This window comes from Pseudomonas sp. CBZ-4, assembly GCF_000346755.1.
GTDB lineage: Bacteria > Pseudomonadota > Gammaproteobacteria > Pseudomonadales > Pseudomonadaceae > Aquipseudomonas.
On record NZ_ANNV01000050.1, the window covers coordinates 1 to 24180 of the forward strand.

General features: G+C 61.3%; 27 protein-coding genes and 1 pseudogene. 16 read left to right on the plus strand and 12 right to left on the minus strand.

Annotated elements, in window-relative coordinates; all coding sequences use genetic code 11:
• The 4 genes from B348_RS1000000131850 to B348_RS0106615 all read left to right on the plus strand — a co-directional run.
• The coding region (locus B348_RS1000000131850; RefSeq protein ID WP_218187738.1) for a hypothetical protein at positions 1-221 on the plus strand (221 nt) is incomplete at its 5' end.
• Between the two features lie 83 nt (positions 222-304).
• Positions 305-1426 carry a beta-ketoacyl-ACP synthase III gene (locus B348_RS0106605; protein ID WP_017735352.1) on the plus strand — a complete coding sequence of 374 codons (1122 nt, stop codon included), beginning with the start codon at positions 305-307 and terminating at the stop codon, positions 1424-1426.
• Positions 1427-1577: 151 nt separating this feature from the next.
• Positions 1578-2192 carry an RNA polymerase sigma factor gene (locus B348_RS0106610; RefSeq protein WP_017735353.1) on the plus strand — a complete coding sequence of 205 codons (615 nt, stop codon included), beginning with the start codon at positions 1578-1580 and terminating at the stop codon, positions 2190-2192.
• Positions 2186-2431: an anti-sigma factor gene (locus B348_RS0106615; protein ID WP_017735354.1), complete on the plus strand. Its 246-nt coding sequence runs from the start codon at positions 2186-2188 to the stop codon at positions 2429-2431. Before B348_RS0106610 ends, B348_RS0106615 begins: the two co-directional genes overlap by 7 nt.
• Before the next feature lie 107 nt (positions 2432-2538).
• Here B348_RS0106615 and B348_RS1000000132165 read toward each other — a convergent pair whose 3' ends face one another.
• Together B348_RS1000000132165 and B348_RS0106620 are read right to left on the minus strand one after the other, a co-directional pair.
• Positions 2539-2955: a putative porin gene (locus B348_RS1000000132165; protein WP_371105858.1), complete on the minus strand. Its 417-nt coding sequence runs from the start codon at positions 2953-2955 to the stop codon at positions 2539-2541.
• 54 nt (positions 2956-3009) lie between these two features.
• A pseudogene (locus B348_RS0106620) lies at positions 3010-3885 on the minus strand (putative porin); the annotation flags it as partial.
• A gap of 283 nt (positions 3886-4168) precedes the next feature.
• Here B348_RS0106620 and B348_RS0106625 point away from each other — a divergent pair.
• Positions 4169-5293, plus strand: a complete 1125-nt coding sequence (locus tag B348_RS0106625; protein ID WP_017735356.1) for a GNAT family N-acetyltransferase — start codon at positions 4169-4171, stop codon at positions 5291-5293.
• Between the two features lie 173 nt (positions 5294-5466).
• Positions 5467-5715 carry a BrnA antitoxin family protein gene (locus tag B348_RS0106630; protein WP_026136614.1) on the plus strand — a complete coding sequence of 83 codons (249 nt, stop codon included), beginning with the start codon at positions 5467-5469 and terminating at the stop codon, positions 5713-5715.
• A gap of 55 nt (positions 5716-5770) precedes the next feature.
• Here the strand turns inward: B348_RS0106630 and aqpZ are convergent, their stop codons facing one another.
• The 5 genes from aqpZ to B348_RS0106655 all read right to left on the minus strand — a co-directional run bounded on the left by aqpZ (position 5771) and on the right by B348_RS0106655 (position 10962).
• Positions 5771-6472: an aquaporin Z gene (gene aqpZ, locus B348_RS0106635; RefSeq protein WP_017735358.1), complete on the minus strand. Its 702-nt coding sequence runs from the start codon at positions 6470-6472 to the stop codon at positions 5771-5773.
• Between the two features lie 266 nt (positions 6473-6738).
• The gene (locus B348_RS0106640) at positions 6739-8571 is read right to left on the minus strand and encodes an ABC transporter ATP-binding protein (RefSeq protein ID WP_017735359.1); all 1833 of its coding nucleotides are present in this window, start codon (positions 8569-8571) and stop codon (positions 6739-6741) included.
• Between the two features lie 82 nt (positions 8572-8653).
• Complete coding sequence (locus tag B348_RS0106645) at positions 8654-9217, minus strand: peptidylprolyl isomerase A (RefSeq protein WP_017735360.1); 564 nt, start codon at positions 9215-9217, stop codon at positions 8654-8656.
• Between the two features lie 3 nt (positions 9218-9220).
• Positions 9221-10024, minus strand: coding sequence for an alpha/beta fold hydrolase (locus B348_RS0106650; protein WP_017735361.1), 804 nt, complete (start codon positions 10022-10024; stop codon positions 9221-9223).
• Between the two features lie 14 nt (positions 10025-10038).
• Complete coding sequence (locus B348_RS0106655) at positions 10039-10962, minus strand: LysR family transcriptional regulator (protein ID WP_017735362.1); 924 nt, start codon at positions 10960-10962, stop codon at positions 10039-10041.
• Positions 10963-11011: 49 nt separating this feature from the next.
• On the opposite strand from B348_RS0106655, the gene B348_RS0106660 reads away from it, so the two are divergent.
• From B348_RS0106660 to B348_RS0106670, 3 genes are all read left to right on the plus strand, one after another.
• Complete coding sequence (locus tag B348_RS0106660) at positions 11012-11326, plus strand: 3-phosphoglycerate kinase (protein ID WP_026136615.1); 315 nt, start codon at positions 11012-11014, stop codon at positions 11324-11326.
• 151 nt (positions 11327-11477) lie between these two features.
• Positions 11478-12077, plus strand: coding sequence for an FMN-dependent NADH-azoreductase (locus B348_RS0106665; protein ID WP_017735364.1), 600 nt, complete (start codon positions 11478-11480; stop codon positions 12075-12077).
• A gap of 203 nt (positions 12078-12280) precedes the next feature.
• Positions 12281-13147 carry a carboxylate/amino acid/amine transporter gene (locus tag B348_RS0106670; RefSeq protein ID WP_017735365.1) on the plus strand — a complete coding sequence of 289 codons (867 nt, stop codon included), beginning with the start codon at positions 12281-12283 and terminating at the stop codon, positions 13145-13147.
• A 48-nt stretch (positions 13148-13195) separates the two neighbouring features.
• On the opposite strand, the gene B348_RS0106675 is transcribed toward B348_RS0106670, so the two are convergent.
• Positions 13196-14494, minus strand: a complete 1299-nt coding sequence (locus tag B348_RS0106675) for a mechanosensitive ion channel family protein (RefSeq protein ID WP_017735366.1) — start codon at positions 14492-14494, stop codon at positions 13196-13198.
• A gap of 193 nt (positions 14495-14687) precedes the next feature.
• On the opposite strand from B348_RS0106675, the gene B348_RS0106680 reads away from it, so the two are divergent.
• Positions 14688-16034 (plus strand): DEAD/DEAH box helicase, encoded by a 1347-nt coding sequence (locus B348_RS0106680; RefSeq protein WP_017735367.1) that lies wholly within the window; start codon positions 14688-14690, stop codon positions 16032-16034.
• Between the two features lie 118 nt (positions 16035-16152).
• Here the strand turns inward: B348_RS0106680 and B348_RS0106685 are convergent, their stop codons facing one another.
• Positions 16153-16428 carry a hypothetical protein gene (locus tag B348_RS0106685; RefSeq protein ID WP_017735368.1) on the minus strand — a complete coding sequence of 92 codons (276 nt, stop codon included), beginning with the start codon at positions 16426-16428 and terminating at the stop codon, positions 16153-16155.
• Positions 16429-16583: 155 nt separating this feature from the next.
• On the opposite strand from B348_RS0106685, the gene B348_RS0106690 reads away from it, so the two are divergent.
• The 5 genes from B348_RS0106690 (at position 16584) to copD (ending at position 20907) form a co-directional block, all read left to right on the plus strand.
• Positions 16584-16973: a hypothetical protein gene (locus B348_RS0106690; protein ID WP_017735369.1), complete on the plus strand. Its 390-nt coding sequence runs from the start codon at positions 16584-16586 to the stop codon at positions 16971-16973.
• A 126-nt stretch (positions 16974-17099) separates the two neighbouring features.
• Positions 17100-18797 carry a copper resistance system multicopper oxidase gene (locus tag B348_RS0106695; protein ID WP_017735370.1) on the plus strand — a complete coding sequence of 566 codons (1698 nt, stop codon included), beginning with the start codon at positions 17100-17102 and terminating at the stop codon, positions 18795-18797.
• A gap of 10 nt (positions 18798-18807) precedes the next feature.
• Positions 18808-19623, plus strand: coding sequence for a copper resistance protein B (locus B348_RS0106700; protein WP_017735371.1), 816 nt, complete (start codon positions 18808-18810; stop codon positions 19621-19623).
• 49 nt (positions 19624-19672) lie between these two features.
• The gene (copC, locus tag B348_RS0106705) at positions 19673-20047 is read left to right on the plus strand and encodes a copper homeostasis periplasmic binding protein CopC (protein ID WP_017735372.1); all 375 of its coding nucleotides are present in this window, start codon (positions 19673-19675) and stop codon (positions 20045-20047) included.
• Complete coding sequence (gene copD, locus B348_RS0106710) at positions 20044-20907, plus strand: copper homeostasis membrane protein CopD (protein ID WP_017735373.1); 864 nt, start codon at positions 20044-20046, stop codon at positions 20905-20907. The genes copC and copD overlap by 4 nt, the downstream gene beginning before the upstream one ends.
• Here copD and B348_RS0106715 read toward each other — a convergent pair.
• The 3 genes from B348_RS0106715 to B348_RS0106725 form a co-directional block, all read right to left on the minus strand.
• Positions 20904-21770: a DUF6279 family lipoprotein gene (locus B348_RS0106715; RefSeq protein WP_017735374.1), complete on the minus strand. Its 867-nt coding sequence runs from the start codon at positions 21768-21770 to the stop codon at positions 20904-20906. The two genes, copD and B348_RS0106715, sit on opposite strands and share 4 nt — an antisense overlap.
• A 66-nt stretch (positions 21771-21836) precedes the next feature.
• Positions 21837-22559 carry a TorF family putative porin gene (locus B348_RS0106720; protein WP_017735375.1) on the minus strand — a complete coding sequence of 241 codons (723 nt, stop codon included), beginning with the start codon at positions 22557-22559 and terminating at the stop codon, positions 21837-21839.
• A 206-nt stretch (positions 22560-22765) separates the two neighbouring features.
• Positions 22766-22945, minus strand: a complete 180-nt coding sequence (locus B348_RS0106725; RefSeq protein ID WP_003193095.1) for a hypothetical protein — start codon at positions 22943-22945, stop codon at positions 22766-22768.
• A 323-nt stretch (positions 22946-23268) separates the two neighbouring features.
• On the opposite strand from B348_RS0106725, the gene B348_RS0106730 reads away from it, so the two are divergent.
• A complete protein-coding gene (locus B348_RS0106730; protein ID WP_017735376.1) occupies positions 23269-24105 on the plus strand; it encodes a S1 RNA-binding domain-containing protein in 837 nt (278 codons plus the stop codon).
• The last annotated feature ends 75 nt before the right edge of the window (positions 24106-24180 follow it).

A 24180-nucleotide genomic window follows, 5' to 3' on the forward strand; every position in this document is an offset into this window, starting at 1 on the left:
CGATAGCGGTCTATCAGTTGCTGATGTGCAAACTGACCCGCCGCTATCGCAGGCAAGCCAGCTCCCACAGTTCAGGTACATCCAGGAAAATGGCGGTTTGTCCGCAGATAGCGCCAAATTCCGAGGTTTGTGGCAAACTTCGCGCCTATAAATGCCGGGATCGCCGGTTTGGGCTGGCTGCTACAGCCACGGCGCGATGGAATAAAGCGATGCCAGTTTGATGTCCGCCGGGCGGAATAAAACTACTTAAAGTTTGGTACGACGGTACCAATATCTTCTGCCTGACAGATTTAGAGGAACGACCGTGCATAACGTCGTCATCAGCGGCACTGGCCTGTACACCCCTGCCAACAGCATCTCCAACGAAGAGCTGGTGCAGTCCTTCAATACCTACGTGCAACAGTTCAACAGCGAAAATGCTGACGCCATCGAGCGCGGTGAAGTACAGGCGCTGACCGAATCCAGTGCCGCCTTCATCGAAAAAGCCTCGGGTATCAAGAGCCGCTTCGTGATGGACAAGGACGGCATTCTCGACCCCAAGCGCATGGCCCCGCGCCTGCCTGAGCGCAGCAACGACGAATGGTCGGTGCTCTGCCAGATGGCCGTCGGCGCTGCCGAACAGGCCCTGCAACGCGCCGGCAAGACCGCCGCCGATATCGACGGTGTGATCGTCGCCTGTTCCAACTTGCAGCGCGCCTACCCGGCCATCGCCATTGAAGTCCAGGAAGCCCTGGGCATCGCGGGTTTCGGTTTTGACATGAACGTGGCGTGTTCCTCGGCCACCTTCGGCATCCAGAACGCGGCCAATAGCATCGCGCTGGGCCAGGCCCGGGCGATCCTGATGGTCAACCCGGAAGTCTGCACCGGCCACCTGAATTTCCGTGACCGTGACAGCCACTTCATCTTTGGCGACGCGGCCACCGCCGTGATCCTGGAGCGTGCCGACCTGGCGACGTCCGAGCACCAGTTCGACGTGGTCAGCACCAAGCTGCTGACCAAGTTCTCCAATAACATCCGCAACAACTTCGGCTTCCTCAACCGCGCGGCGGAAGAGGGCGTTGGTGCACCCGACAAGCTGTTCGTGCAGGAAGGCCGCAAAGTCTTCCGCGACGTGTGCCCGATGGTCGCCGAGCTGATCGGCGTGCACCTGGCGGAAAACCAGTTGGACGTGGCGGACGTGAAGCGCTTCTGGCTGCACCAGGCCAACCTGAGCATGAACCACCTGATCGTGAAAAAACTGCTGGGCCGCGAGGCCACGGTGGAAGAAGCACCGGTGATCCTTGATACCTATGCCAACACCAGTTCGGCGGGGTCGGTGATTGCGTTTCATACTTATCAGGACGATCTGGCCAAGGGCTCCGTTGCGGTGCTCAGCTCGTTCGGTGCGGGTTATTCGATCGGCAGCGTGATCCTGCGCAAACGCTGATTGATCGGCCAAATGTGGGAGCGGGCTTGTGTGGGAGCTGGCTTGCCTGCGATGCAGACACCTCGGTATTTCAGATACACCGAGTTGATGCCATCGCAGGCAAGCCAGCTCCCACATCGATTGCATTCCCAAAGTGAAATTGAGGTAGACAATGGCAGCAGCCGACGACGCGCACCTGCTTGAACGCCTGCTCAAGGGCGAGCAACGGGCCTACAAGGAGTTGGTCACCACCTACCAGAGCGCCATGCGCGCGGTGGCCTATGCCATCGTCGGCCAGCGCCATGCCGATGAAATCGTCCAGGATGCCTGGCTGTCGGTGGTGCGCAACCTGGCCAAGTTCGAAGGGCGTTCCAGCCTCAAGACCTGGCTGCTGACCATCACCGCCAACGCCGCCAAGGGCCGCTACAAGCAGAACCGCCGCGAAGTGCTGCTGGATGATCTGCCTTCACCCCACGGCACCATCGGTGATGATCGTTTTACCCCCGATGATGGCCACTGGGCCGTCGCCCCGTACGCCTGGCACCAGGACACCCCGGAAGCCCTGCTCACCGAGGATGAACTGCGCAATTGCCTGGAACACACCTTGCTGAGCCTGTCGGAGTTGCAAAGCAGTGTGCTGGTATTGCGTGAACGCCAAGGCCTGGAGTTGGAAGAGATCTGTAATCTTCTGACGCTCTCACTCTCCAATGTCCGTGTGCTGTTGCATCGAGCACGGCTTAAAGTCTTCGCCACGGTGGAGCATTTTGAGGAAACGGGCGAATGTTGACCTGTAAAGAACAAGTGGCACGTTCCAGTGACTATCTCGATGGGCAACTGACCTTTCGCGAACGCTTGCTGGTGCGTCATCACCTGATGTTTTGCCCGAACTGCCGACGGTTTATCCGCCAGATGCGCCTGATGCAGGCCACGCTGAAGATACTGCCGGACGAGCCGGTGGGGGATGTGGATGCCTTGGCGCAGCAGCTGGCTGCCGAGCGGCTCAAGGATCAGAAAGGCGGGGAATAAGAGGGCTCGCGTGGCGGGATCGAACGGATGATGGGGACCGATCCGACCACGCAAGACTGTTGCAGCCACCTCGGGCCGTCCTGGCCCAAGGCTTCAAGCACTCACATTTAGAACTTGGCTTCTGCGTCCAGCTGCAAGGTGTTGACCTTGGCATCGCGGTAGTTTGTCGCGCTGGAGTAATCGGCCTTGGTCAGGAAGTAAGTGGCGCCGATGGCGAAGTTCTTGTCGATGTCGTAACCGACCTTGAACTTGTGACCGCGCGAACCGGTAACACCGCCGGCGAAGTCCGAGTCGGTGAAGCCACCGACCACGGCGTAACGCTGGATGTCGCGGTAGTTGTAGTCCAGGTTCAAGCCAAACACCTTGGACTTGGCACCCACCAACCAGGCAGTGTCCTTGTCGCTTTCAGTGGCTTTGGTGTTTTGTACATACTGACCGTAGAAGGACAACGGCACGGCCAGGCCGCCGACGTCGATCTGGCTGAAGCCTTCATACAAGCGGTATTCGCTGGCATTGCCGGCCACGGTGTTCAGGATGGTTTCCTGTGGGGTCAGGCAGGCGGTGGAGCCGGCAGTCGGGCAACGGCTGTCTTCGTCGTTCTGGAACGCGTAGACGCTACCGCCCAAGGTCACTTTCAGGTTGTCGGTCACGGCGAAACGCGCGCCCAACTGGCCGGACGTCATGCGCATGTCGTTGCGAAATTGCACGCCTTCGCCGTTGACGTTGTCTTTGAGGCTGTAGTTACCGGCGCTACCGAACAGCTCGGCGCTGCCACCCAGTGGGTATTTGTAGGTCAGTGCAAGACCTTCCGGGTTCACGTCGGTGTCCCAGATCACGTCGCCCATGCTGACCCACGGTTGCAGCATCTTGCCGCCGATCACGTGCAGGTTCTTGACCTGGTCTGGGTGGTAGTCGATGTAGCCGAGGTCCAGCCACAGCGCTTTCTTGTTGAAGTAGCCGTCCAGGTCAACGTTGGTGGAACGGGCGTCGTCGCTGCTGCCGGTGGCGATACGGATACCGGTGTCGACTTGCGAGTTGATCTCGGTGTAGGCACCCAGGCGGGCACGCAGGCGCTGGCGATCCTTGTCCTTGCCGCCATTGTTTGGCGAGCCTTCGACCTTGACGGTCTCCTGGCGCACGCGCACGTCGCCTTTGAATTGGGTCTTGGCCGCCCAGGCCAGCTTCTGGTCGAAGCTGCTCAGCTCGTTGGTTTTCTTCGCGGTGGCCGCGATCTGTTCGTTGGTCTCTTGTTGAGCTTGCCGTGCGATCTGCTGTTCTTTCTGATCCCGTGCCAGCTCAGCTTGCAGTTCGCTGTACTGGGCATTGGTGATCTGGCCGTTGGCCTTGAGCATGTCGAGCAATTTAGCGTCGACTGCAGCGTTGGCCGGTACGCTCAGGGCCAGCAACAAGCCGCCGCACAGGATCGCCGCAGTTTTAGTGGAAGCAAGACGCATATCAATCTCCGAAAGTGAGGAGGGATGGCAAACCATCCAGGACACAACCGACCAATGACGGACGGAAAAAATGCCGCCTGGTAGCACCAGGCGCTCTAAAAACAGGCGTCAGTATCGCGATCGTTTATGACGGAGCAGTGGCGAAGTGATGTCATCTACATGACAAATTATTCATGATGGGAACTATTGCTTTAGAGCCTTGTCCGGCGATTCGAGGGTGTGCGAAGGCCGGCGATAAGCGATACTCGCGAGGCTTTCACGCCCCTGAGCCATGAGGATTCCGATGCCGCTGCAACGTCTGACCAGACTGTCCGAAATCGCCCCGCAGACCTGGGATGCACTGGTGCCAGACGCCCAGCCGTTTGTGCGGCACGCGTTCCTGAGTGCGTTGGAAGACAGCGGCAGCGTCGGCCCGCACTCGGGTTGGCAGCCGGAGCACTTGCTGCACTGGGAAGGCGAGCGGCTGGTGGCGGCACTGCCCAGTTATCGCAAGTGGCACTCCTATGGCGAGTACGTGTTCGATCATGGTTGGGCCGACGCCTGCGAGCGGGCCGGCATCGACTACTATCCCAAGCTGCTGACGGCCGTGCCGTTCAGCCCGGTCAGCGGGCCACGCCTGCTGGCAGCGAGTGCCGAGGACGGTTTTGAGCTGCTCAAAAGCCTGCCGGGTTACCTGGAAATCGAAGGGCTCTCCAGCGCCCATATCAACTTCACCGACGGTTTGGCCGATGATGCGCTGGCCCAGCAACCGGGCTGGTTGCAGCGCCTGGGCTGTCAGTTTCACTGGCAGAACCGTGGCTACCGCGACTTCCAGGACTTCCTCGACGCCCTCAGCTCACGCAAGCGCAAACAGATGCGCAAAGAGCGCGAACAAGTGGCCGGGCAGGGCATCGACTTCGAGTGGTTGCACGGCCATGAGCTGAGCGAAGCGCAGTGGGATTTTGTCTACGCCTGCTACGCCAACACCTACGCCGTGCGCCGCCAATCGCCGTACCTGACCCGCGAATTTTTCAGCCTGCTCGCCGCGCGCATGCCCGAACCAATCCGCGTGGTGCTGGCCAAGCAAGGCACGCGGCCGGTGGCCATGGCGTTCAGCCTGATTGGTGGCGACAGCTTCTACGGCCGTTACTGGGGCTGCCTGGCGGAGTTCGACCGCCTGCATTTTGAAACCTGCTTCTACCAGGGCATGGACTACGCCATCGCCCATGGCGTGCAACGCTTTGACGCCGGGGCGCAGGGTGAGCACAAGTTGATTCGCGGGTTTGAACCGGTGATTACGCGGTCGTGGCACTACTTGCGGCATGCGGGGTTGAAGAGTGCCGTGGAGGATTTCCTGGGGCGTGAGCGGGTGGGGATTGTGGCGTATGCCGAAGAGGCGCGGGCGGCGTTGCCGTATCGGCAGGTGTAACTCGAAATACGGGGGAGTGAGCTTGTGTGGGAGCTGGCTTGCCTGCGATGCAGACACCTAGGTCTTTCAGTGATACTGAGGTGATGCTATCGCAGGCAAGCCAGCTCCCACATTTGATTTGTGGTGTTTTCAGGGGGCGTGATCACCACGACAGAAAAGCCCAGCCTTATACTATGACGCAAACATCGAAAACTGATTGGGAGCGCCTGGCCAAGATGAATGACGAAGACATCGACACCAGTGATATTCCTGAGTTGGACGCCGACTTTTTCAAGCGTGCCGACTTACGTGTTCCGGTAAAACAAGCCGTCACGATTCGACTTGATGCGGATGTCCTGGAGTGGTTCAAAGGCCAGGGTACTGGCTACCAGACACGTATTAATCAGCTATTGCGCCAGTACATGCAGGCCCATCAAGGCTGAAAACAGCTCAGTGATCTCAGCCCTACCTTATCGGCAGGGCTGAGCTCGCGTCGCCTCAGGCCGACTCCTCCTTGCCCAGCCATCGATAAGTAAAACCACCGATCACCGCACCCAGGATCGGCGCGAGCCAGAACATCCACAATTGCTGGATCGCCCACCCGCCAACGATCAAGGCTGGCCCTGTGCTGCGCGCGGGGTTGACCGAGGTGTTGGTGACGGGAATGGAGATCAGGTGGATCAGCGTCAAGGCCAGGCCGATGGCGATGGGCGCGAGGCCCTTCGGGGCGCGGTGGTCGGTGGCGCCGAGGATGATCAGCACGAACATCGCCGTCATCACCAGCTCACAGACAAAACCCGCCGCCATCGAATACCCGCCGGGCGAGTGCTCGCCATAGCCGTTGGACGCCAGGCCCGACGCCAGTTCAAAGCCGGGTTTGCCGCTGGCAATGAAGTACAACAAGGCTGCGGCAACTGTGCCGCCGATGACCTGGGCGACGATGTACGCTGGCAACTCCTTGGCGGGGAACCTGCCGCCAACGACCAGCCCCACCGACACGGCCGGGTTGAGGTGACAACCACTGATATGGCCGATGGCAAACGCCATGGTCAATACCGTGAGCCCGAACGCCAGGGACACCCCCAGCAAACCGATCCCGACTGCCGGAAACGCCGCGGCCAACACCGCACTCCCGCAACCGCCCAACACCAGCCAAAACGTACCTAGACTCTCCGTGACTGAACGCTTGAACAAAGACATGGAACACGTCCTTGATAGATCGCTCTACCAGATCAGTAAAACCGTGATGCTCCCTGCACTTAGTACAGCGCCCGTCTGGGCACTGCGTTGAGTACAGCAGGGTTGTGGCACAAATCCAGTGCCAGAATCTGGGAGAGGCCCAATCAAATGTGGGAGCGGGCTTGCCCGCGATAGCGGTGTATCAGTCGCCAGATTCATTGACTGACACTCCGCTATCGCGGGCAAGCCCGCTCCCACATTTTGGACTGTGTTTGAGCTGTAGATGATTAGTCGATGCCGACGAACCCTCCGGTCTGGTGCTGCCACAACCGTGCATACAACCCGCCATGGGCCAGCAACTCGGCGTGGCTGCCCGTCTCGGCAATCTGGCCTTTCTCCAGCACCACCAGGCGGTCCATGCGTGCGATGGTCGACAAGCGGTGCGCAATCGCAATCACCGTCTTACCTTGCATGAGGGTCTCCAGGCTCTCCTGGATCGCCGCTTCCACTTCCGAGTCCAGGGCCGAGGTGGCTTCGTCCATGATCAGGATCGGCGCGTCCTTGAGCAGCACGCGGGCAATGGCGATGCGCTGGCGTTGCCCGCCGGAGAGTTTCACCCCGCGCTCGCCCACGTGGGCGTCCAGCCCGGTGCGGCCTTCGGAATCCGACAGCAGCGGGATGAACTCATCGGCCCGGGCCTTGTGGATGGCGGCCCAGAGCTCCTCGTCGGTGGCGTCCGGTTTGCCATACAACAGGTTGTCGCGGATCGAGCGGTGCAGCAGGGAAGTGTCCTGGGTGATCATGCCGATCTGTTCGCGCAAGGACTCCTGCGCAACCTCGGCGATGTTCTGCCCGTCGATCAGGATGCGCCCGCCTTGCAGGTCGTACAGGCGCAGCAGCAGGTTGACCAGGGTGGATTTGCCGGCGCCGGACGGGCCGATCAGGCCGATCTTTTCCCCGGCCTGGATCTTCAGGTTCAGCCCGCCAATGATCCCGCTCTGCTTGCCATAGTGGAAATCCACCTGTTCAAAGCGCACTTCGCCATGGGGCACCGTCAGGCGCGGGGCGTTTTCGCGGTCGACCACGGCCAGGGGCTGGGCGATGGTTTTCAAGCCGTCCTGCACCATGCCGATGTTTTCGAAGATGCCGTTGACCACCCACATGATCCAGCCGGACATGTTGACGATACGGATCACCAGGCCGGTCGCCAGGGCAATCGCACCCACGGAAATCAGCGACTGCGTCCACAACCACAGGGCCAGGCCGGTGGTGGTCACGATCAGCAGGCCGTTCATGCTGGTGATGACGATGTCCATGCTGGTGACCACACGGCTGGCCAGCTGGGTTTTTTCGGTCTGCTCGATGATCGCTTCCTTGGCGTACTGCTGCTCATATTGGGTATGGGCGAACAGCTTCAAGGTGGTGATGTTGGTGTAGCCATCGACGATGCGCCCCATCAGCTTGGAGCGCGCCTCGGAGGAAATCACCGAGCGCTCCTTCACCCGTGGCACGAAGTAGCGCAGGGCCAGGCTGTAGCAGATGATCCAGGTCACCAGCGGGATCATCAGGCGCCAGTCGGCCTCGGCAAACAGCACCAGGGAACTGATGGCGTAGATCGCCACGTGCCAGATTGCGTCCACCGCCGCCACGGCGGAGTCACGCAGGGAGTTGCCGGTTTGCATGATGCGCTGGGCGATGCGCCCGGCGAAGTCGTTCTGGAAGAAATTCAGGCTCTGCTTGAGCACGTAGCTGTGGTTCTGCCAGCGGATCAGGCTGGTCATGCCGGGGCTGATGGTCTGGTGCACCAGCAGGTCGTGCAAGGCGCCGAAGATCGGGCGCAGCAGCAGGGCGACCACGGCCATCCAGATCAGCTCGGTGCTGTGCACCTGGAAGAAATTCGCCGGCGGCGTGCCCTGGGCCAGGTCGATGATGCGGCTGAGGTAGCTGAACAGCGCGACCTCGATCAATGCACCGATCAGGCCGACGACCAGCAAGGCGGCAAAATGCGGCCACACCTGGCGCAGGTAATAGAGGTAGAAGGGCAGGACTTTATCGGGCGGGGCGTCGCTGGGGGCGTCGCGGAAAATATCGATCAGTTGTTCAAAACGACGATAGAGCATTAGGTATGACGCCCGCGTGGCGGGCTCTCCATTCAAAGGCGCGCATGGCCTTGTGGGCCATGCGCGCAAAGCCCTGTAGACCTCAGTCGATGCGCTTGGCCGACTTGATCAGGACAGGATCGATGGGCACGTTCTGCATGCCCTGCTTGGTGGTGGTCTGGGAGTTGACGATGATGTCGACCACGTCCATGCCCTTGACCACTTTGGCGAAGACGGCATAACCGGCGTCGCGGCCTGGGTCGAGGAACGCATTGTCGGCGACGTTGATGAAGAACTGGCTGGTGGCCGAGTTCGGGTCGTTGGTGCGGGCCATGGACAAGGTACCGCGCACGTTATGCAAACCATTGCTGGCTTCGTTGCGGATCGGCGCTTCGGTCGGCTTTTGCGACATCTGCGTGGTGAACCCGCCGCCCTGGACCATGAAGCCCGGGATCACGCGGTGGAAGATCGTGTTGGTGTAGAAGCCCTTGTCCACGTAGGCCAGGAAGTTCTTGGTACTGATCGGCGCCTTGACCGGGTCCAGTTCGATTTCGATGTCGCCGTTGGTGGTGGAGATCAGCACGTGGGGCGCCTTGGCAGGCTCGGCCGCCATCAGGTTGGCAGCGAACAGAACAGAACCGGCAAAGAAGGCGATTTTTTTCAGCATGGGTCAGTGATCCTGGGTAGTGGTTTCGACTGTCTTTAGAAAATCGAGCAAGGTAGCGTTAAAGACTTCGGGTTGGTCCAAGGGCGTGGCATGGCGGGAATCTTCGATCACCACCAGCCGCGCATCGGGCAGCAGTTTTACATAGTTTTGTTTTTGCGCCACGGGGGTGTAGTCGTGGTCGGCGCTGATGACCAAGGTTGGACAGGTGATCCGCGAAAGTTGTTCCTGCACGCCCCAGCCCACAATCGCATCGAAGCTGGCGAGATAAGCACGTTTGTCGTTTTTTGCCCAGCGTTCAGCCATCTTGCGGCGCAGGTCGGCCTGGTCCGGCTTGGGGAATAGCCGGTCGCCCAGGGCCTGGCCGATCGTGGCCAGGCTGAGCACGCGCGCCAGGCTCCAGCGCTTGGCCCACTGCCAATAGTCATTGGCGCTGCGCACCTTGACCTCGGGCGCGCTGTTGACGATGCACAGGCTCTTGACCAGGGTCGGTTCGTCCACCGCCAGTTGGAAGGCGATCATGCCGCCCATGGACAGGCCCACCACATGGGCGGGCGGCAGGCCCAGGTGTTCGATCAGGGCCAGCAGGTCATAGGTGAAACCCTGGATGCTGTAGCGCTCACGAGGTTTGTCCGAGCGCCCATGGCCGCGCACATCCACCACGATCAGGCGGTAATGCCTGGCCAGCACCGGGATCTGCAATTCCCAGTCCTGGCTGCTGGAGCCCAGGCCGTGGATCAGGATCAGCGGCGAGCCGTGGCCGTATTCCTCGTAGTGCAGGCTGCATCCTTCGTGGTCGAACCAGGCCATGCGTGAACTCCGTTTCAGGCTTGCTGGGGGGCGGCGAAAGGCGCGTCCAGGGGGGCCGTGTCAAAGGTGCGCAGCAGCTCCACGAGGATCTGCGTCGCCGGCCCCAAGGGTTTGTCCTTGTTGGAATACAGGAAGAACGTCGGGTGGCGGCTGCCGCCCTGTTCCAAGGGTAGCTGCTTGAGCACGCCTTCGGCGAGTTCGCGTTCGATCATGTGCCGGGGCAGCCAGGCAAAGCCCAGGCCGCTGCCGACAAAGGCCGCAGCGGTGGCCAGGCTGCCGACGGTCCAGCGCTGTTCGGCGCCGAGCCAGCCGACATCGCGCGGTTGCTGGCGGCCGGAGTCGCGGATCACCACCTGCATCTGGCTTTCCAGGTCCTGGAAGCTCAATTCGCGCTGCATGCGGTGCAACGCATGTTCGGGGTGGGCCACGGCGACAAATTCGACGTCGCTCATTTCCGTGCCCAGGTAGCCGGGAATGCTGAAGCCGCAGATCGCCAGGTCGGCCACGCCTTCGATCAGCAATTCTTCGACGCCGGAGAGCACCTCTTCGCGCAGGCGCACACGGCAACCACGGCTTTGCGGCATAAAGGCGGAGAGGGCGCGTACCAGCCGCGCATTCGGGTAGGCGGCGTCCACCACCAGGCGCACTTCGGCTTCCCAGCCTTGTTCCATATGGTGGGCGAGGTCTTCCAGTTGGCTGGCGTTTTTCACCAGTTGGCGCGAGCGACGCAGCAGCACTTCACCTGCGTCGGTGAGGACCGCCTTGCGCCCGTCGATGCGCAGCAGCGGTACGCCAAGCTGGTCTTGCATGCGGGCCACGGTGTAGCTCACCGAGGACTGCGAACGGTGCAGCGCTTCAGCCGCCTGGGCGAAGCCGCCATGGTCGACCACGGCTTGCAGCGTGCGCCATTGATCGAGGGTAACGCGGGGCGCTTTCAAGATGGGTTCCTCTTGTCCTAAGCTGGCGGTCCTTATTGGAGACTGCCGAATGAGAAAATTCTGTTGTGTGTTGCTGGCGCTGCTGCCGATGAGCGCGTTTGCCTACCCCATCGACGTGACAAAAAAAATCGACGGCGTGAGCATCGACTACACCGCCTCCGACGTGGACGGCGACATCAGTTCGATCCGCCTGAATAACTACGGCACCAACGATGCCGTGTGCTCGGTAACCTTCACCAATGGACCGGAAGCGCCGCGCAATCGCAAGGTCACGGTGCCGGCGGGTAAAAGCACCAACACCACGGTCAAGTTCAACCGCGCCATTCTCAAGATGCGCATTGCACTGGCGTGCGCGCCGAAGTAGTCCGGCAGCGGGGCGTCGCGCTAGCAATACTCCGTTTATAAACAAATTTATAGATGGGTTATAGCAGTTTTTTGCGCTTTTTTATCGAATTGGCTCTGTTTAATCTCTACTCCATCGCCTTACAGCATTTACCGATGGAGCCTACCCAGCCATGTCCAACGTTCTGATCATCGAAAGCAGCGCCCGTCAGCAGGATTCGATCTCCCGCCAACTGACCCAGCAATTCATCAGCCAATGGCAGGCTGCCCATCCAGCGGACACGATTACTGTGCGCGACGTGGCGCTCAATCCGGTCCCCCACTTGGACGCCAACCTGCTCGGCGGCTGGATGAAACCTGCGGATCAGCGCAATGGCAATGAACAGGCCTCCCTCGACCGCTCCAACGAATTGACCGACGAACTGCTGGCCGCTGATGTACTGGTCATGGCCGCACCGATGTACAACTTCGCCATCCCCAGCACCCTGAAAGCCTGGCTGGACCACGTGTTGCGCGCCGGTGTGACCTTCAAGTACACCGCCACCGGCCCGCAGGGCTTGCTCACCGGCAAGCGTGCCATTGTGCTGACCGCTCGCGGCGGCATCCACACCGGCGCCACGTCGGATCACCAGGAACCGTACCTGCGCCAGGTCATGGCCTTTATCGGCATCCACGACGTCACCTTCATTCATGCCGAAGGGGTGAACCTGAGCGGCGACTTCCAGGAAAAAGGCATCAACCACGCCAAGGCCTTGCTGGCACAGGTGGCCTGATCCTTTAATCGCCAGATAATCGCGCCGTGTTTATCTAGCCCCACGCAAACCCTTCAAGTACGCGTAATGAACCTCCCTTTGCACTTTTTGCTCCTGAGTGCTCCAACCCGACTGCCGCTTTAGCGAGGTCGGGTTTTTTTTGCCTTGAGTTTCTTCAACCGCCGAAAACCTTTAATGTCCCGCCCATTCGAAACGAGGCGCGCATGGGCTATCTACTGGTTGTCACCCTGATTCAGGCATTTTCCTTCAGCTTGATCGGCGAATACCTCGCCGGCCACGTCGACAGCTACTTCGCCGTGCTGGTGCGCGTGCTGCTGGCCGGGTTGGTGTTTATCCCGCTGACCCGCTGGCGCTCGGTGGAACCGGGGTTCATGCGCGGCATGCTGGTGATCGGCGCGTTGCAATTTGGCGTGACCTACGTGTGCCTGTACCTGAGCTTTCGCGTGCTCACGGTGCCGGAGGTGCTGCTGTTCACCATCCTCACGCCGCTGCACGTGACCCTGATCGAAGACGCCCTCAACCGGCGCTTCAACCCGTGGGCGCTGGTCGCCGCACTGGTGGCGGTGGCGGGCGCGGCGGTGATTCGCTTCGACCAGATCACCCCGCACTTCCTCGGCGGCTTCTTGCTGCTGCAACTGGCCAACTTCACCTACGCCGCCGGGCAGGTGATGTACAAGCATCTGGTCAAGCGTTACCCGAGCGACTTGCCGCATTACCGGCGCTTTGGTTTCTTCTATGTGGGCGCAGTGCTGGTGGTGTTGCCGGCGTTCCTGCTGTTCGGCAAGGCCAACTTTTTGCCTGAAGCGCCGCTGCAATGGGGCGTGCTGGTGTTCCTTGGGTTGGTCAGCACGGCGCTGGGCATGTACTGGTGGAACAAGGGCGCCTGCCTGGTACAGGGCGGCACGTTGGCGGTGATGAACAACCTGCATGTGCCGGTGGGGTTGCTGTTGAACCTGCTGATCTGGAACCAGCATGAGCCGCTGGGGCGGTTGGCGTTGGGTGGGTTGGTGATTCTGGCGGCGGTGTGGATCAGTCGGTTGGGTGTGCGCAAGCAGGCAACTCACCACTGAGCCCTGTGGGAGCGGGCAAGCCCGCTCCCACATTGGGTTGTGGTGGCGTCAGGCAGATTTGTTTTCCAGAGTCGGTAAATGACTGGCACCGAGTAGGGCTGGCAGCACCCCTGCGCGCAAATCATTGCCACTCGGCTGCTGATACAGGCTCAGACCAAACTCCGGCAACACCGCCAGCAGATAATCAAAAATATCCCCCTGGATCCGCTCGTAATCCGCCCACGCCGTGGTGCGCGTGAAGCAGTAGATCTCCAGCGGCACACCCTGCGCCGTGGTTTGCATCTGGCGCACCATGCAGGTCATGTTCGGCTGGATGTCCGGGTGGCTTTTCAGGTAGGCCAGGGCGTAGGCGCGGAACGTGCCGAGGTTGGTCATGCGTCGACGGTTGGCCGACAGTTGCGCGCTGTGGCCCTGGGCTTCGTTCCAGGCCTTGAGCTCGGCTTGCTTGCGTCCGATGTAGTCGGTGAGCAGGTGCACCTGGGTCATGCGCACTTCTTCATCGTCACGCAGGAAGCGCACGCCGCTGGCGTCGATAAACAGGCTGCGCTTGATCCGCCGCCCGCCCGACGCCTGCATGCCGCGCCAGTTCTTGAACGACTCGGACATCAGGCGCCAGGTGGGAATGGAGACGATGGTCTTGTCGAAATTCTGCACCTTGACCGTGTGCAAGGTGATGTCCACCACGTCGCCATCGGCGCCGACCTGGGGCATTTCGATCCAGTCGCCGACCCGCAGCATGTCGTTGCTGGTCAACTGCACGCTGGCGACGAACGACAGCAGGGTGTCCTTGTACACCAACAGGATCACCGCCGACATGGCGCCAAGCCCCGACAGCAGCAACAGCGGCGAACGGTCGATCAGGGTGGCGACGATGATGATCGCGCCAAACACGTACAAGACCATCTTCGCCAGCTGCACGTAGCCCTTGATCGAGCGGGTGCGGGCGTGTTCGGTGCGGGCGTAGATGTCCAACAGGGCGTTGAGCAGGGCGCTCATGGCCAGCATCAGGAACAGGATGCTGATTGCCAGGGCCACGTTGCCGATGAACAGGATCGCGGTCTTGCTCAGGTCAGGCACCAGATACAGGCCGAACTGGATCACCAGCGATGGCGTCATTTGCGCCAGGCGGTGGAAGACTTTGTTGTGCCGCAGGTCATTGAGCCAGTGCAGCGCCGGCTGGCGGCCGAGCAGTTTGATCGTGTGCAGGATCAGGTAGCGCGCCACCCGTCCGAGCAACAGCGCCACCACCAGCAGCACCACAAAGCCGAGGCTGGCGTGCAGCAGCGGGTGTTCATCGAGGGCGCCCCAAAGGTCTTGGACGTTGAGCCAGAGCTGTTTGATATCCATGGGTGAAACCGATTCTTCTGTAGGACAAGACGGGGCGATTAGAGCATTGAAGTGCTACAAAGTTGGCCTCACAGACAAAAGTGCTCACAAAAAAGCAGCTGATTAGCACCGTTCGCGTAAAGAAACTCGGTTTGGACGCGCGAAACCGGTACCCTATGCCGCTGATATTTTGTATTTCTTCGAGGTAGCACCCGTGTTTTCCCAATTCGCCCTGCACGAACGCCTGCTCAAAGCCGTGGCCGAGCTTAAATTTGTCGAGCCAACGCCTGTGCAAGCAGCGGCCATCCCGCTCGCGCTCGAAGGGCGTGACCTGCGGGTGACAGCTCAAACCGGTAGCGGCAAGACCGCCGCTTTCGTCCTGCCGGTGCTGAACCGCCTGATCGGCCCGGCCAAGGTTCGCGTCAGCATCAAGACCCTGATCCTGCTGCCAACCCGCGAGCTGGCCCAGCAGACCCTGAAGGAAGTGGAGCGTTTCTCCCAGTTCACCTTCATCAAGTCCGGCATCATCACCGGCGGTGAAGACTTCAAGGTCCAGGCCGCGATGCTGCGCAAGGTGCCGGACATCCTGATCGGCACCCCGGGCCGCATGATCGAGCAACTCAACGCCGGCAACCTTGACCTCAAGGAAGTCGAAGTGCTGGTGCTGGACGAAGCCGACCGCATGCTCGACATGGGCTTTGCCGACGACGTGCAGCGCCTGGTGGCCGAATGCGTCAATCGCCAGCAGACCATGCTGTTCTCCGCCACCACCGGCGGTTCGACCCTGCGCGAGATGGTCGCCAAGGTCCTGAACAACCCTGAGCACTTGCAGGTCAACAACGTCAGCGACCTGAACGCCACCACGCGTCAGCAGATCGTTACCGCCGACCACAACGTGCACAAAGAACAGATCCTCAACTGGCTGTTGGCCAACGAGACCTATCAGAAGGCCATCGTGTTCACCAACACCCGTGCCGCTGCCGACCGTATCTACGGTCGCCTGGTTGCCCAGGAATACAAGGCGTTCGTGCTGCACGGCGAGAAAGACCAGAAGGACCGCAAGCTGGCCATCGACCGCCTCAAGGCCGGCGGCGTGAAGATCCTCGTGGCCACCGACGTTGCCGCCCGTGGCCTCGACGTGGATGGCCTGGACCTGGTGATCAACTTCGACATGCCCCGCAGCGGCGACGAATACGTGCACCGTATCGGCCGTACCGGGCGTGCCGGCAACGATGGCCTGGCCATCTCGCTGATCTGCCACGGCGACTGGAACCTGATGTCGAGCATCGAGCGCTACCTCAAGCAGTCGTTCGAGCGCCGCACCATCAAGGAAGTCAAAGGCACCTACACCGGGCCGAAGAAGGTCAAGGCGTCGGGCAAGGCCGTTGGCGTGAAGAAGAAAAAGACCGACGCCAAGGGCGACAAGAAAAAAACCGGCGCCAAGTCGCCGACCAAGCGCAAGATCGCCAACCGACCGAAGACCGACAACCTGTCGCTCGTCAGCAAGGACGGCATGGCCCCGCTCAAGCGCCGCAAGCCAGAAGCACCAGCCGCCGAGTAAGGTTGGGCTGATGTAAAAAAACCGGACAGATGTCCGGTTTTTTTATGCACGGTGATTGATCGTTCCCACGCTCCGCGTGGGAATGCCTCCAAGGACGCTCCGCGTCCTGCCTCTAGCTTCAATTCTCGGCTTTGGCCGCCGCTTCCTTGAGTTCCTTGAGCCGAGCGTCGATCAGCTGGCACTTGTCAGGGAACTGCGCACTTTCCGTATCCAGGTCCATCTTCTGCAGTTCGTCGTTCATTTCCTTGGCTTTGGTTGCGTTCTGTTCGGTCAGCTTGGCCACTTCCTGGCCCAGTTGCTCGCGCTTCGCCGTAGCCTCGTCCGGCGTACAGGCCCAGGCGGGCAGGGCAGTCAACAAGGTGGCCGCGATGGCCAGGTTCATCAGGGTTTTCATGGGTGGACCTCCTTGGCAGGGATATCTCAGTGGAGGTTGGCGCCGCCTGGAAAGTTCACAAAAGTGACGCTCGTCCATTGGGCTGAACGGCCAGTGACGTGCTCGGTCACACCTTTTAACGGGCTACTTTCCACCCGCCCGCAGGAGGAATCAGGATGACGACTTACAATTGGAATCTGATCGAGCGCTTGCTGCACGAAGTGCAGAATGGTGAAGGCAGTTTCGCCCCGCGCCAGTATGCCGAGCAGGAAGCGGCCGAAAAGGCCACGGCAGGCGAATCCACGGGCAATCTGGACGCGTTGAAAAAGACCGCAGCGGATTATGAAGCGCTGTTGCTCAAGCGCGGTTTCATCGAGCCGCGGCCAGAGGCAGAGGGCGGCACCGGTGAGAATTTCATCTTGACGCCGTTGGGTGCGCAGCTGCTGGCGTTGATCGACAGTTCGATCCCGGGCAACGACCATCCGCGCCAAGTGCTGGACGAGCAAGCCGATGCGCTGGACCCGGCGACCTTCGCCGAAGTCGCGTCCAAGGCCCAGATCGCCTGACCTTAACCGCGCCCGGCACCCGCTGCGGTGCCAGGCGAACCTGTCAGATCGGTAATCTGCCGCTAAGGTGGCTGACAGCCGGCTCCCCCTAATCTGCTGCCATTCCCCTGACGGACGTGAATCGGCATGCATTGCACACCCTCCAGACGCACCTTTGTCAAAGGCCTCGCCGCCGGCGGCCTGCTGGGCGGGCTCGGGCTTTGGCGCAGCCCGGTCTGGGCCTTGACCAGCCCAGGCCAGCCCACTGTGTTGGCGGGCAGTGAATTTGAGCTGTTTATCGACCAGACCCCGGTCAACCTCACCGGCCGCCACCGCACCGCGCTGACCATCAACGGCAGCCTGCCCGGCCCGCTGCTGCGCTGGCGCGAAGGCGACACCGTGACCCTGCGCGTGAAAAACCGCCTGGCCGAGCCCACGTCGATCCACTGGCACGGCATTTTGCTGCCATCGACCATGGACGGCGTGCCCGGCCTGAGCTTCAAGGGCATCGAGCCGGGCGGGGTGTTTGTCTACCAGTTCACCGTCAAGCAGCATGGCACTTACTGGTACCACAGCCATTCAGGGTTCCAGGAACAGAGAGGTGTCTACGGCCCGCTGGTGATCGATCCGAAGGAGCCCGAACCCTTCAGCTACCAGCGTGACTACGTGGTGATGCTCTCGGATTGGACGGATGAAGACCCCGTCGCACTGATGAAGACCCTGAAGAAGCAGTCCGATTACTACAACCTGCACAAACCCACCGTCGGCGACTTCATGCGCGATGTGGGGGCGAAGGGCTGGTCCGCCACGGCCGCCGACCGCCTGATGTGGGCGCAGATGAAGATGAACCCCACCGACCTGGCGGACGTCAGCGGCGAGACCTACACCTATCTGCTCAACGGCCAGCCGCCCGAGCGCAACTGGACCGGGTTGTTCGCGGCGGGGGAGACGATTCGCCTGCGCTTTATCAACGGCTCGGCGATGAGCTATTTCGATGTGCGCATCCCCGGACTGAAGATGACCGTGATCGCTGCCGATGGCCAGCCGGTCCAACCGGTCAGCGTCGATGAGTTGCGCATTGCCGTGGCAGAGACGTTTGACGTGCTGGTCGAGCCCACCGCGCCGGCCTACACGCTGTTTGCCCAGGCGATGGACCGCAGCGGCTTTGCCCGTGGCACGTTGACCCGGCAAGCTGGCGTGACCGCGCCAGTCCCGGCCGTCGATCCGCGCCCCTGGATCACCATGGACGACATGGGCATGGGCGGCATGGACCACGGCGCCATGGCGGATATGGAAGGCATGGATCACAGCGCCATGGCGATGCAAAGCCATCCGGCCAGCGAGCAGAACAACCCGCTGGTGGACATGCAAGCCATGAGCCCGGTGCCCAAGCTCGACGACCCGGGCATCGGCCTGCGCAACAATGGCCGCCGTGTCCTCACCTACGCCGACCTGCACAGCACCTTCGAAGACCCCGACGGCCGCGAGCCCAGTCGCACCATCGAGCTGCACCTTACCGGGCATATGGAGAAATTCGCCTGGTCATTCAATGGGGTGAAGTTCTCCGCGGCCGAGCCGTTGCAACTGACCTACGGCGAGCGGGTGCGGCTGGTGTTGGTCAACGACACCATGATGAGCCACCCGATCCACCTGCACGGCCTGTGGAGCGACCTGGAAGACGAGAACGGCCAGTTCCAGGTGCGCAAGCACACCATCGACATGCCGCCCGGCTCCCGGCGTAGCTACCGTGTGACCGCCGATGCCCTGGGCCGCTGGGCCTATCACTGCCACCTGCTGTACCACATGGAAATGGGCATGTTCCGTGAGGTGCGCGTGCATGAATAAGGACCTGAGGATGAGCCGTCGTGTGGTTGCTCTCGTCATCGCGCTGGGGTGCAGCCCTTTGGCGCTGGCGGATGAATTTCAAGGCATGAGCCCGGCGACCCCGACACTCACCGAGAGCCGTACGCCGATTCCGGTGCTGACCGATGCCGATCGCGCGGCAGTGTACAACGCCCCCGGTGGCCACTTGGTGCATGACAGTGGCGTCAATTCGATGCTGCTGATCAACCAGCTGGAGTGGCAGGGCGGCAGCGGTGAAGGGGCGCTGAGCTGGGATATGAAGGGCTGGCTCGGCGGCGACATCGACCGCCTGTGGCTGCGCACCGAGGGCGAGCGCAGCGCCGGCCGCACAGACAGCGCCGAGGCCCAGGCCCTGTGGGGACATGCCATCAGCCCGTGGTGGGACCTGGTCGGCGGTGTGCGCCAGGACTTCAAGCCGGGTGATGGGCAGACCTGGGCTGCCTTCGGCGCGCAGGGCATGGTGCTCTACAACTTCGAGGCCGAAGCGACGCTGTTTGTCGGCGAAGCCGGGCGCACCGCCGCACGGTTGGAGGGTGACTACGACATCCTGCTGACCAACCGCCTGATCCTGCAACCGACCGCCGAACTCAACTTCTACGGGCGCAATGACCCCCAGCGCGGCATCGGCGCCGGCCTGGCCGACAGTGAGGTCGGCGTGCGCTTGCGCTACGAGGTACGCCGCGAGTTTGCGCCCTATGTGGGTTTCACCTGGCACCGCAGCTATGGCCAGACCGCGCAATACGCCCGCGATGAAGGCGAAGACGCCAGCCAATGGCGCTGGGTCGCGGGTGTGCGCCTGTGGTTCTGACGTTTCACTCTTCCTATCACTCGCCGCCATGAGCGGCCTGGAGCCTTGCATGTCGATGTTGAAAACCGCGCTGGTGGGCGCTGCGTTGCTCACCAGCCTGTCGGTCACCGCCCATCCCAAACTGCTCTCATCCATTCCGGCAGCGGGCGCCCGGGGTCCTGCGCCCGCAGTGATTGAACTGCACTTCTCGGAAAACCTGCTGACGCAGTTTTCCGGCGCCAAGCTGACCATGACCGGCATGCAGGGCATGGCCCACGCGCCGATGCCCGTGAAGGCCAGTGTCGCTGCCAGTACCGACCCCAAAGTGATGCTGATCAAGCCCGCGTCCGCACTGACGGCCGGCACCTATCAGGTGGACTGGCGTGCCGTGTCGTCGGATACGCACCCGATCCTTGGCAATGTGGTGTTCAGCGTTCAGCCATGAGTGAACTGATCCCGGTGGTGCTGCGCTTTGTGTTGTATGCGGACTTGATGCTGGTGTTTGGCCTGGGATTGTTTGGCTTCTATGCCGCGCGTCGACTGTTGAGTGTGCAGCGCTTGCTGCGCGTGCTGGCAGGGCTGGGGGTGTTGGTTTCGGTGCTGTCGATGCTGGCCATGACCCAGGCCATGAGCGGTGCCGAGGATTGGCCGACATTGTGGGCGCACCTGCACATGATGCTGGGGCAGACTGAACTGGGCTGGACGTGGTGGTTGCGCGTGGTGGCGCTGGTGTTGGTTGTGCTGGATACCAGGCTGGCCACGCTGTGCGGCGGTGTCGCGCTGGTCACGCTGGCGTGGACCGGGCACGGCGCGATGCACGAAGGCACGTTGCGGCTCTGGCATGTGCTCAGCGACAGCGCACACCTGCTGGCGGCGGCGGGTTGGCTCGGGGCGCTGGCGGCGTTTGGGCTGTTGCTGGTGAGCCGGTCGTTGCCCCAGGCCGGGCGTGTGCAGGCGCTGGCGCGTACGTTGGCGGGATTCGGACGTATCGGCAGCGGGTTTGTGGCGGTGTTGATGGTCACCGGTGTGGCCAACTATCTGTTTGTCGTCGGGCCGAACCTGGACGGCCTCACGGGTGGGCGCTATGGGCTGCTGCTGTGCCTCAAGCTGGGATTGTTCGGCCTGATGCTGGGGTTGGCGGCGCTCAATCGTGTGCACCTGGCGCCGCGGCTGCAACGGTCCCTGGCGGCGGGCGAGCATGGGGCGGCGCTCAAGGCGCTGCGCCGAAGCATCGCCCTGGAGTTGGTGGCGGTGGTGGTGATCCTGGGGCTGGTCGCGTGGCTGGGCACTTTGGCACCCACCTAGGATGGCGTGCTTTTCAGGCATTTAAGCGCCTCGAAATCACCGCGTACCTTGTCGATTTTCTGGCTGAGTTTCTGGCGTTGCGCCGGGGTGCTTTCGGCCATCAGGTCGACAATCAGGCTGCGCGCTGCGGTTTCCGTTTGTGCGTAGGCGCTGCGGTATTGCGGGGTCCACAGGCTTTCGCGGTCCACCAGCAACTGCTGGATTTTCTGCGGGAAGTCGGCGTCGTGGCGTTGCTGTACGGCGGCGATGAAGTGCGCCTGCCAGCGGGCGCGGTTGCCGACCCAGGCCTGGTTCTGTTCACCCAGCGCGACGGACCAGGCGTTGACCCGACTCTGCTGGCTGGCACTGAGCGGGCCGATCCAGGCGTCCAGGCGCTTGCTCATGCGCTCGGCGCGTTCCTGAATTTGCTTGGCCAGCGGCGGTTTGAGGTAGTCGTCCTGGCGCTTGCGCAGGTCCTTGGCCAGGGCGTCGTTCATGCTTTGCACCTGCTGATCGTCGAGGCCTTGCAGCAGTTCGATGGCCGACGGGGTGATTTGCCGGGCGATTTCGCCGATCGCCTGCTTGGCTTCGGCGGTGCGGGCTTGCAGCGCGGCGTCGCTGACCTCGCGGTTTTCGGCCATCTGTTGCAGGCGGTCCAGCCAGTCGAGGTAGCCCGGCAGTTGGGTGGTGCAGTGCCAGGCCAGGTGCGCCTTGAGGTTGTCGTTGAACCAGCTCTTCTGCCCGGCATTCATGTCCAGGTAGTCGCCGAGGGTCCAGGGGATGATCACATCGAGGTTGCGGTAGGCCAGGCCGACGCGGTTGCAGCCACCGAGCACCAGGCTGAGGGCCAGCAATACCATCAGGAGTTTGAGCCGATGCAGCATGGGCGGGTCCTTGCGCAGAGGAGGTGTGTGCATGTGAACCTGCGCGGGGTGCGACAGTTCAGCCCATCAATAAAACGACCGCGCGGCCTTCAGCGTCAACAGGCCATCGCATTGCGAGTTGTGTCCAGAATAGGCCGAGCAATCGCCGCCGCTGAGGCTGGAGTCGCTGTAGATCAGGTTCAGGTCAACGCCCATCCACGCCCGGGAGAATTGCACCGACCAATCGCTGAAGCTGCGGATGGAGCCCCCGTCGACGGCGACCGGGCTGCCCAACTGATGAGTGGTGTACTTCATGCTGACGCCGATGCCGAAGGGTTGCGTGCCGCCGAGGTCGGCGAACAAGGTGCTGTCCTGGCGATCCGGGTCGTTGCTGAAGGACGCGCCGAAGCGGTTGCCCAGCAGGTTGAGACCGCCGTAGAACTCCTGGCTGTCGAGGGGGCTGAGCTTGGGGTAGCTGTAGTGGATCAGGCCGACTTCATAGCCCAGGGTCTGGTCGAAGGGGTGCTTGAAGCCCAGGTAGGAGTCGACTTCGAAGGTGCTGTCCGGCGACAGGCCCATGCTCGGTGAGAACTGGCCGACATACAGGCCGCTGTCGTGGCTCAGGTCGAGCCCGCCATGGAATGAATCGCTGCCCGGAGCGGTCGGCTTGACCAAGCCCTGGGCCATGCTGCGACTGGGCGTGGTGCCCAGCTTCAAGTCGAAGTCGCCCCATTCGCGCTGAAAGATCTGCGCTTCGGCAAGGGGGCTGGCGACCAGGGCCGTGAGCAGGAAAATGCAGGGTTTGAACATGCGTCACTCCATGAAAAGCGAGGAGCAGTAACGGAAGAAGTCGGGAAGATGCCCGTGCTAGACGTGTGCAAGCATACCGGCGAATGCCTGGGGTTGAGCCCCGTTCGTCGATTGGTGCGAGATTGAATGTGTCGGGAAGGTGTTGCGGGCTCTAGTCCTAGCGCCTTGATTGCAAGGCGCTTAGGGACCAGGTGTGTTGCGCGGTATTACTTCTTGCCCAGGCTGATCTGCTTGGACGGGCCGAAAGTCTGGCCGCTCACGCCCTTGGCAATTTGCTGGATTTCGCCGCCGGACTTGAGGAACGCAGCAATCTGGCTGTTGATCGATTCGCTGGTTTCAACGGCGGGAGCTGGCTTTGCTTTGCTGTTGGATGCTTTTACGCGCATGGCGGCCACTAACCTGTAGAAAATTAACTTGGCCAGGCATCGTACAGGAAATACTTGACAATTGCTTGGCAAATATCCCCCGGGAATAAGCGCGGCGTGTGCAAATAACCGAAGTCTGTCTTTGAAATAAGCCTCTAACTTACTGTTTTAACTCGAAACCCAAGGGCGGGCTGCAGCGTACGTAGCCGTAAAATCGAGCCGATTGATCGGACGAGCGGGGCAGGGCCAGCAGCACGCCACGCCAGCCCGCGATTTTTCAGGGGCGCGCGCGTGGCGGGCGCAACTCGGGTAGAATGCCGCCCACGTAATGAGGGTATTGAAAAATGGCTTTGGTCGGTCGCTACAACAGCTTGCAAGTGGTTAAACACACTAACTTTGGTTTGTACCTGGACGGCGCGCAAGACGGTGAAATCCTCTTGCCCAACCGGTATATCCCCAAAGATATTCCCAGTGAAGATGAAGACTGGCTGAACGTTTTCATTTATCTGGACAGCGATGACAAACTTATCGCCACGACTGAAAAGCCGAAAGTTCAAGTGGGCGAGTTTGCCAGTTTGAAAGTGGTGGAAGTCAACAGCATTGGTGTATTCCTCGATTGGGGTTTGCCCAAGGACCTGTTGCTGCCGTACTCGGAAGAAAAGCGCCAGATGACCGCTGGTGAATATTGCGTGGTGCACGTCTACCTCGACAAGCACACCAAGCGCATCACCGCGACCGCACGCCTGGATCGCTACCTGGACAAGACCCCGGCGAATTACCAGGTGGGCCAGGAAGTCAATCTGCTGGTGGCTGAAGCCACCGACATGGGCTTCAAGGCGATCATCAACAACAAGCACTGGGGCTTGATCCACAAGAACGAAGTGTTCAAGTTCCTGCGCCCGGGCAAGGAAGAGAAAGGCTTCATCAAAGAGATCCGCGCCGATGGCAACATCAGCCTGAGCCTGCAGCCCGTGGGCCAGGAAGCGGCTTCCAGCCTGAACTCGAAGATCCTTGCCAAGTTGCGTGAAAACAACGGCAGCCTGCCGGTCAGCGACAAGAGCGACCCGGCGGTGATCAGCAACTTGTTCGGCGTGAGCAAGGGCAACTTCAAGAAGGCCATCGGTGCCCTCTACAAGCAGGGCCAGATCGTGATTCATGCGGATCGCATTGAACTAAGCTGATCGAAGTTTCTCTTTGTAGGAACGGGCTAGTTGTGGCGAGGGAGCTTGCTCCCGCTGGAGTGCGAAGCGCTCCCA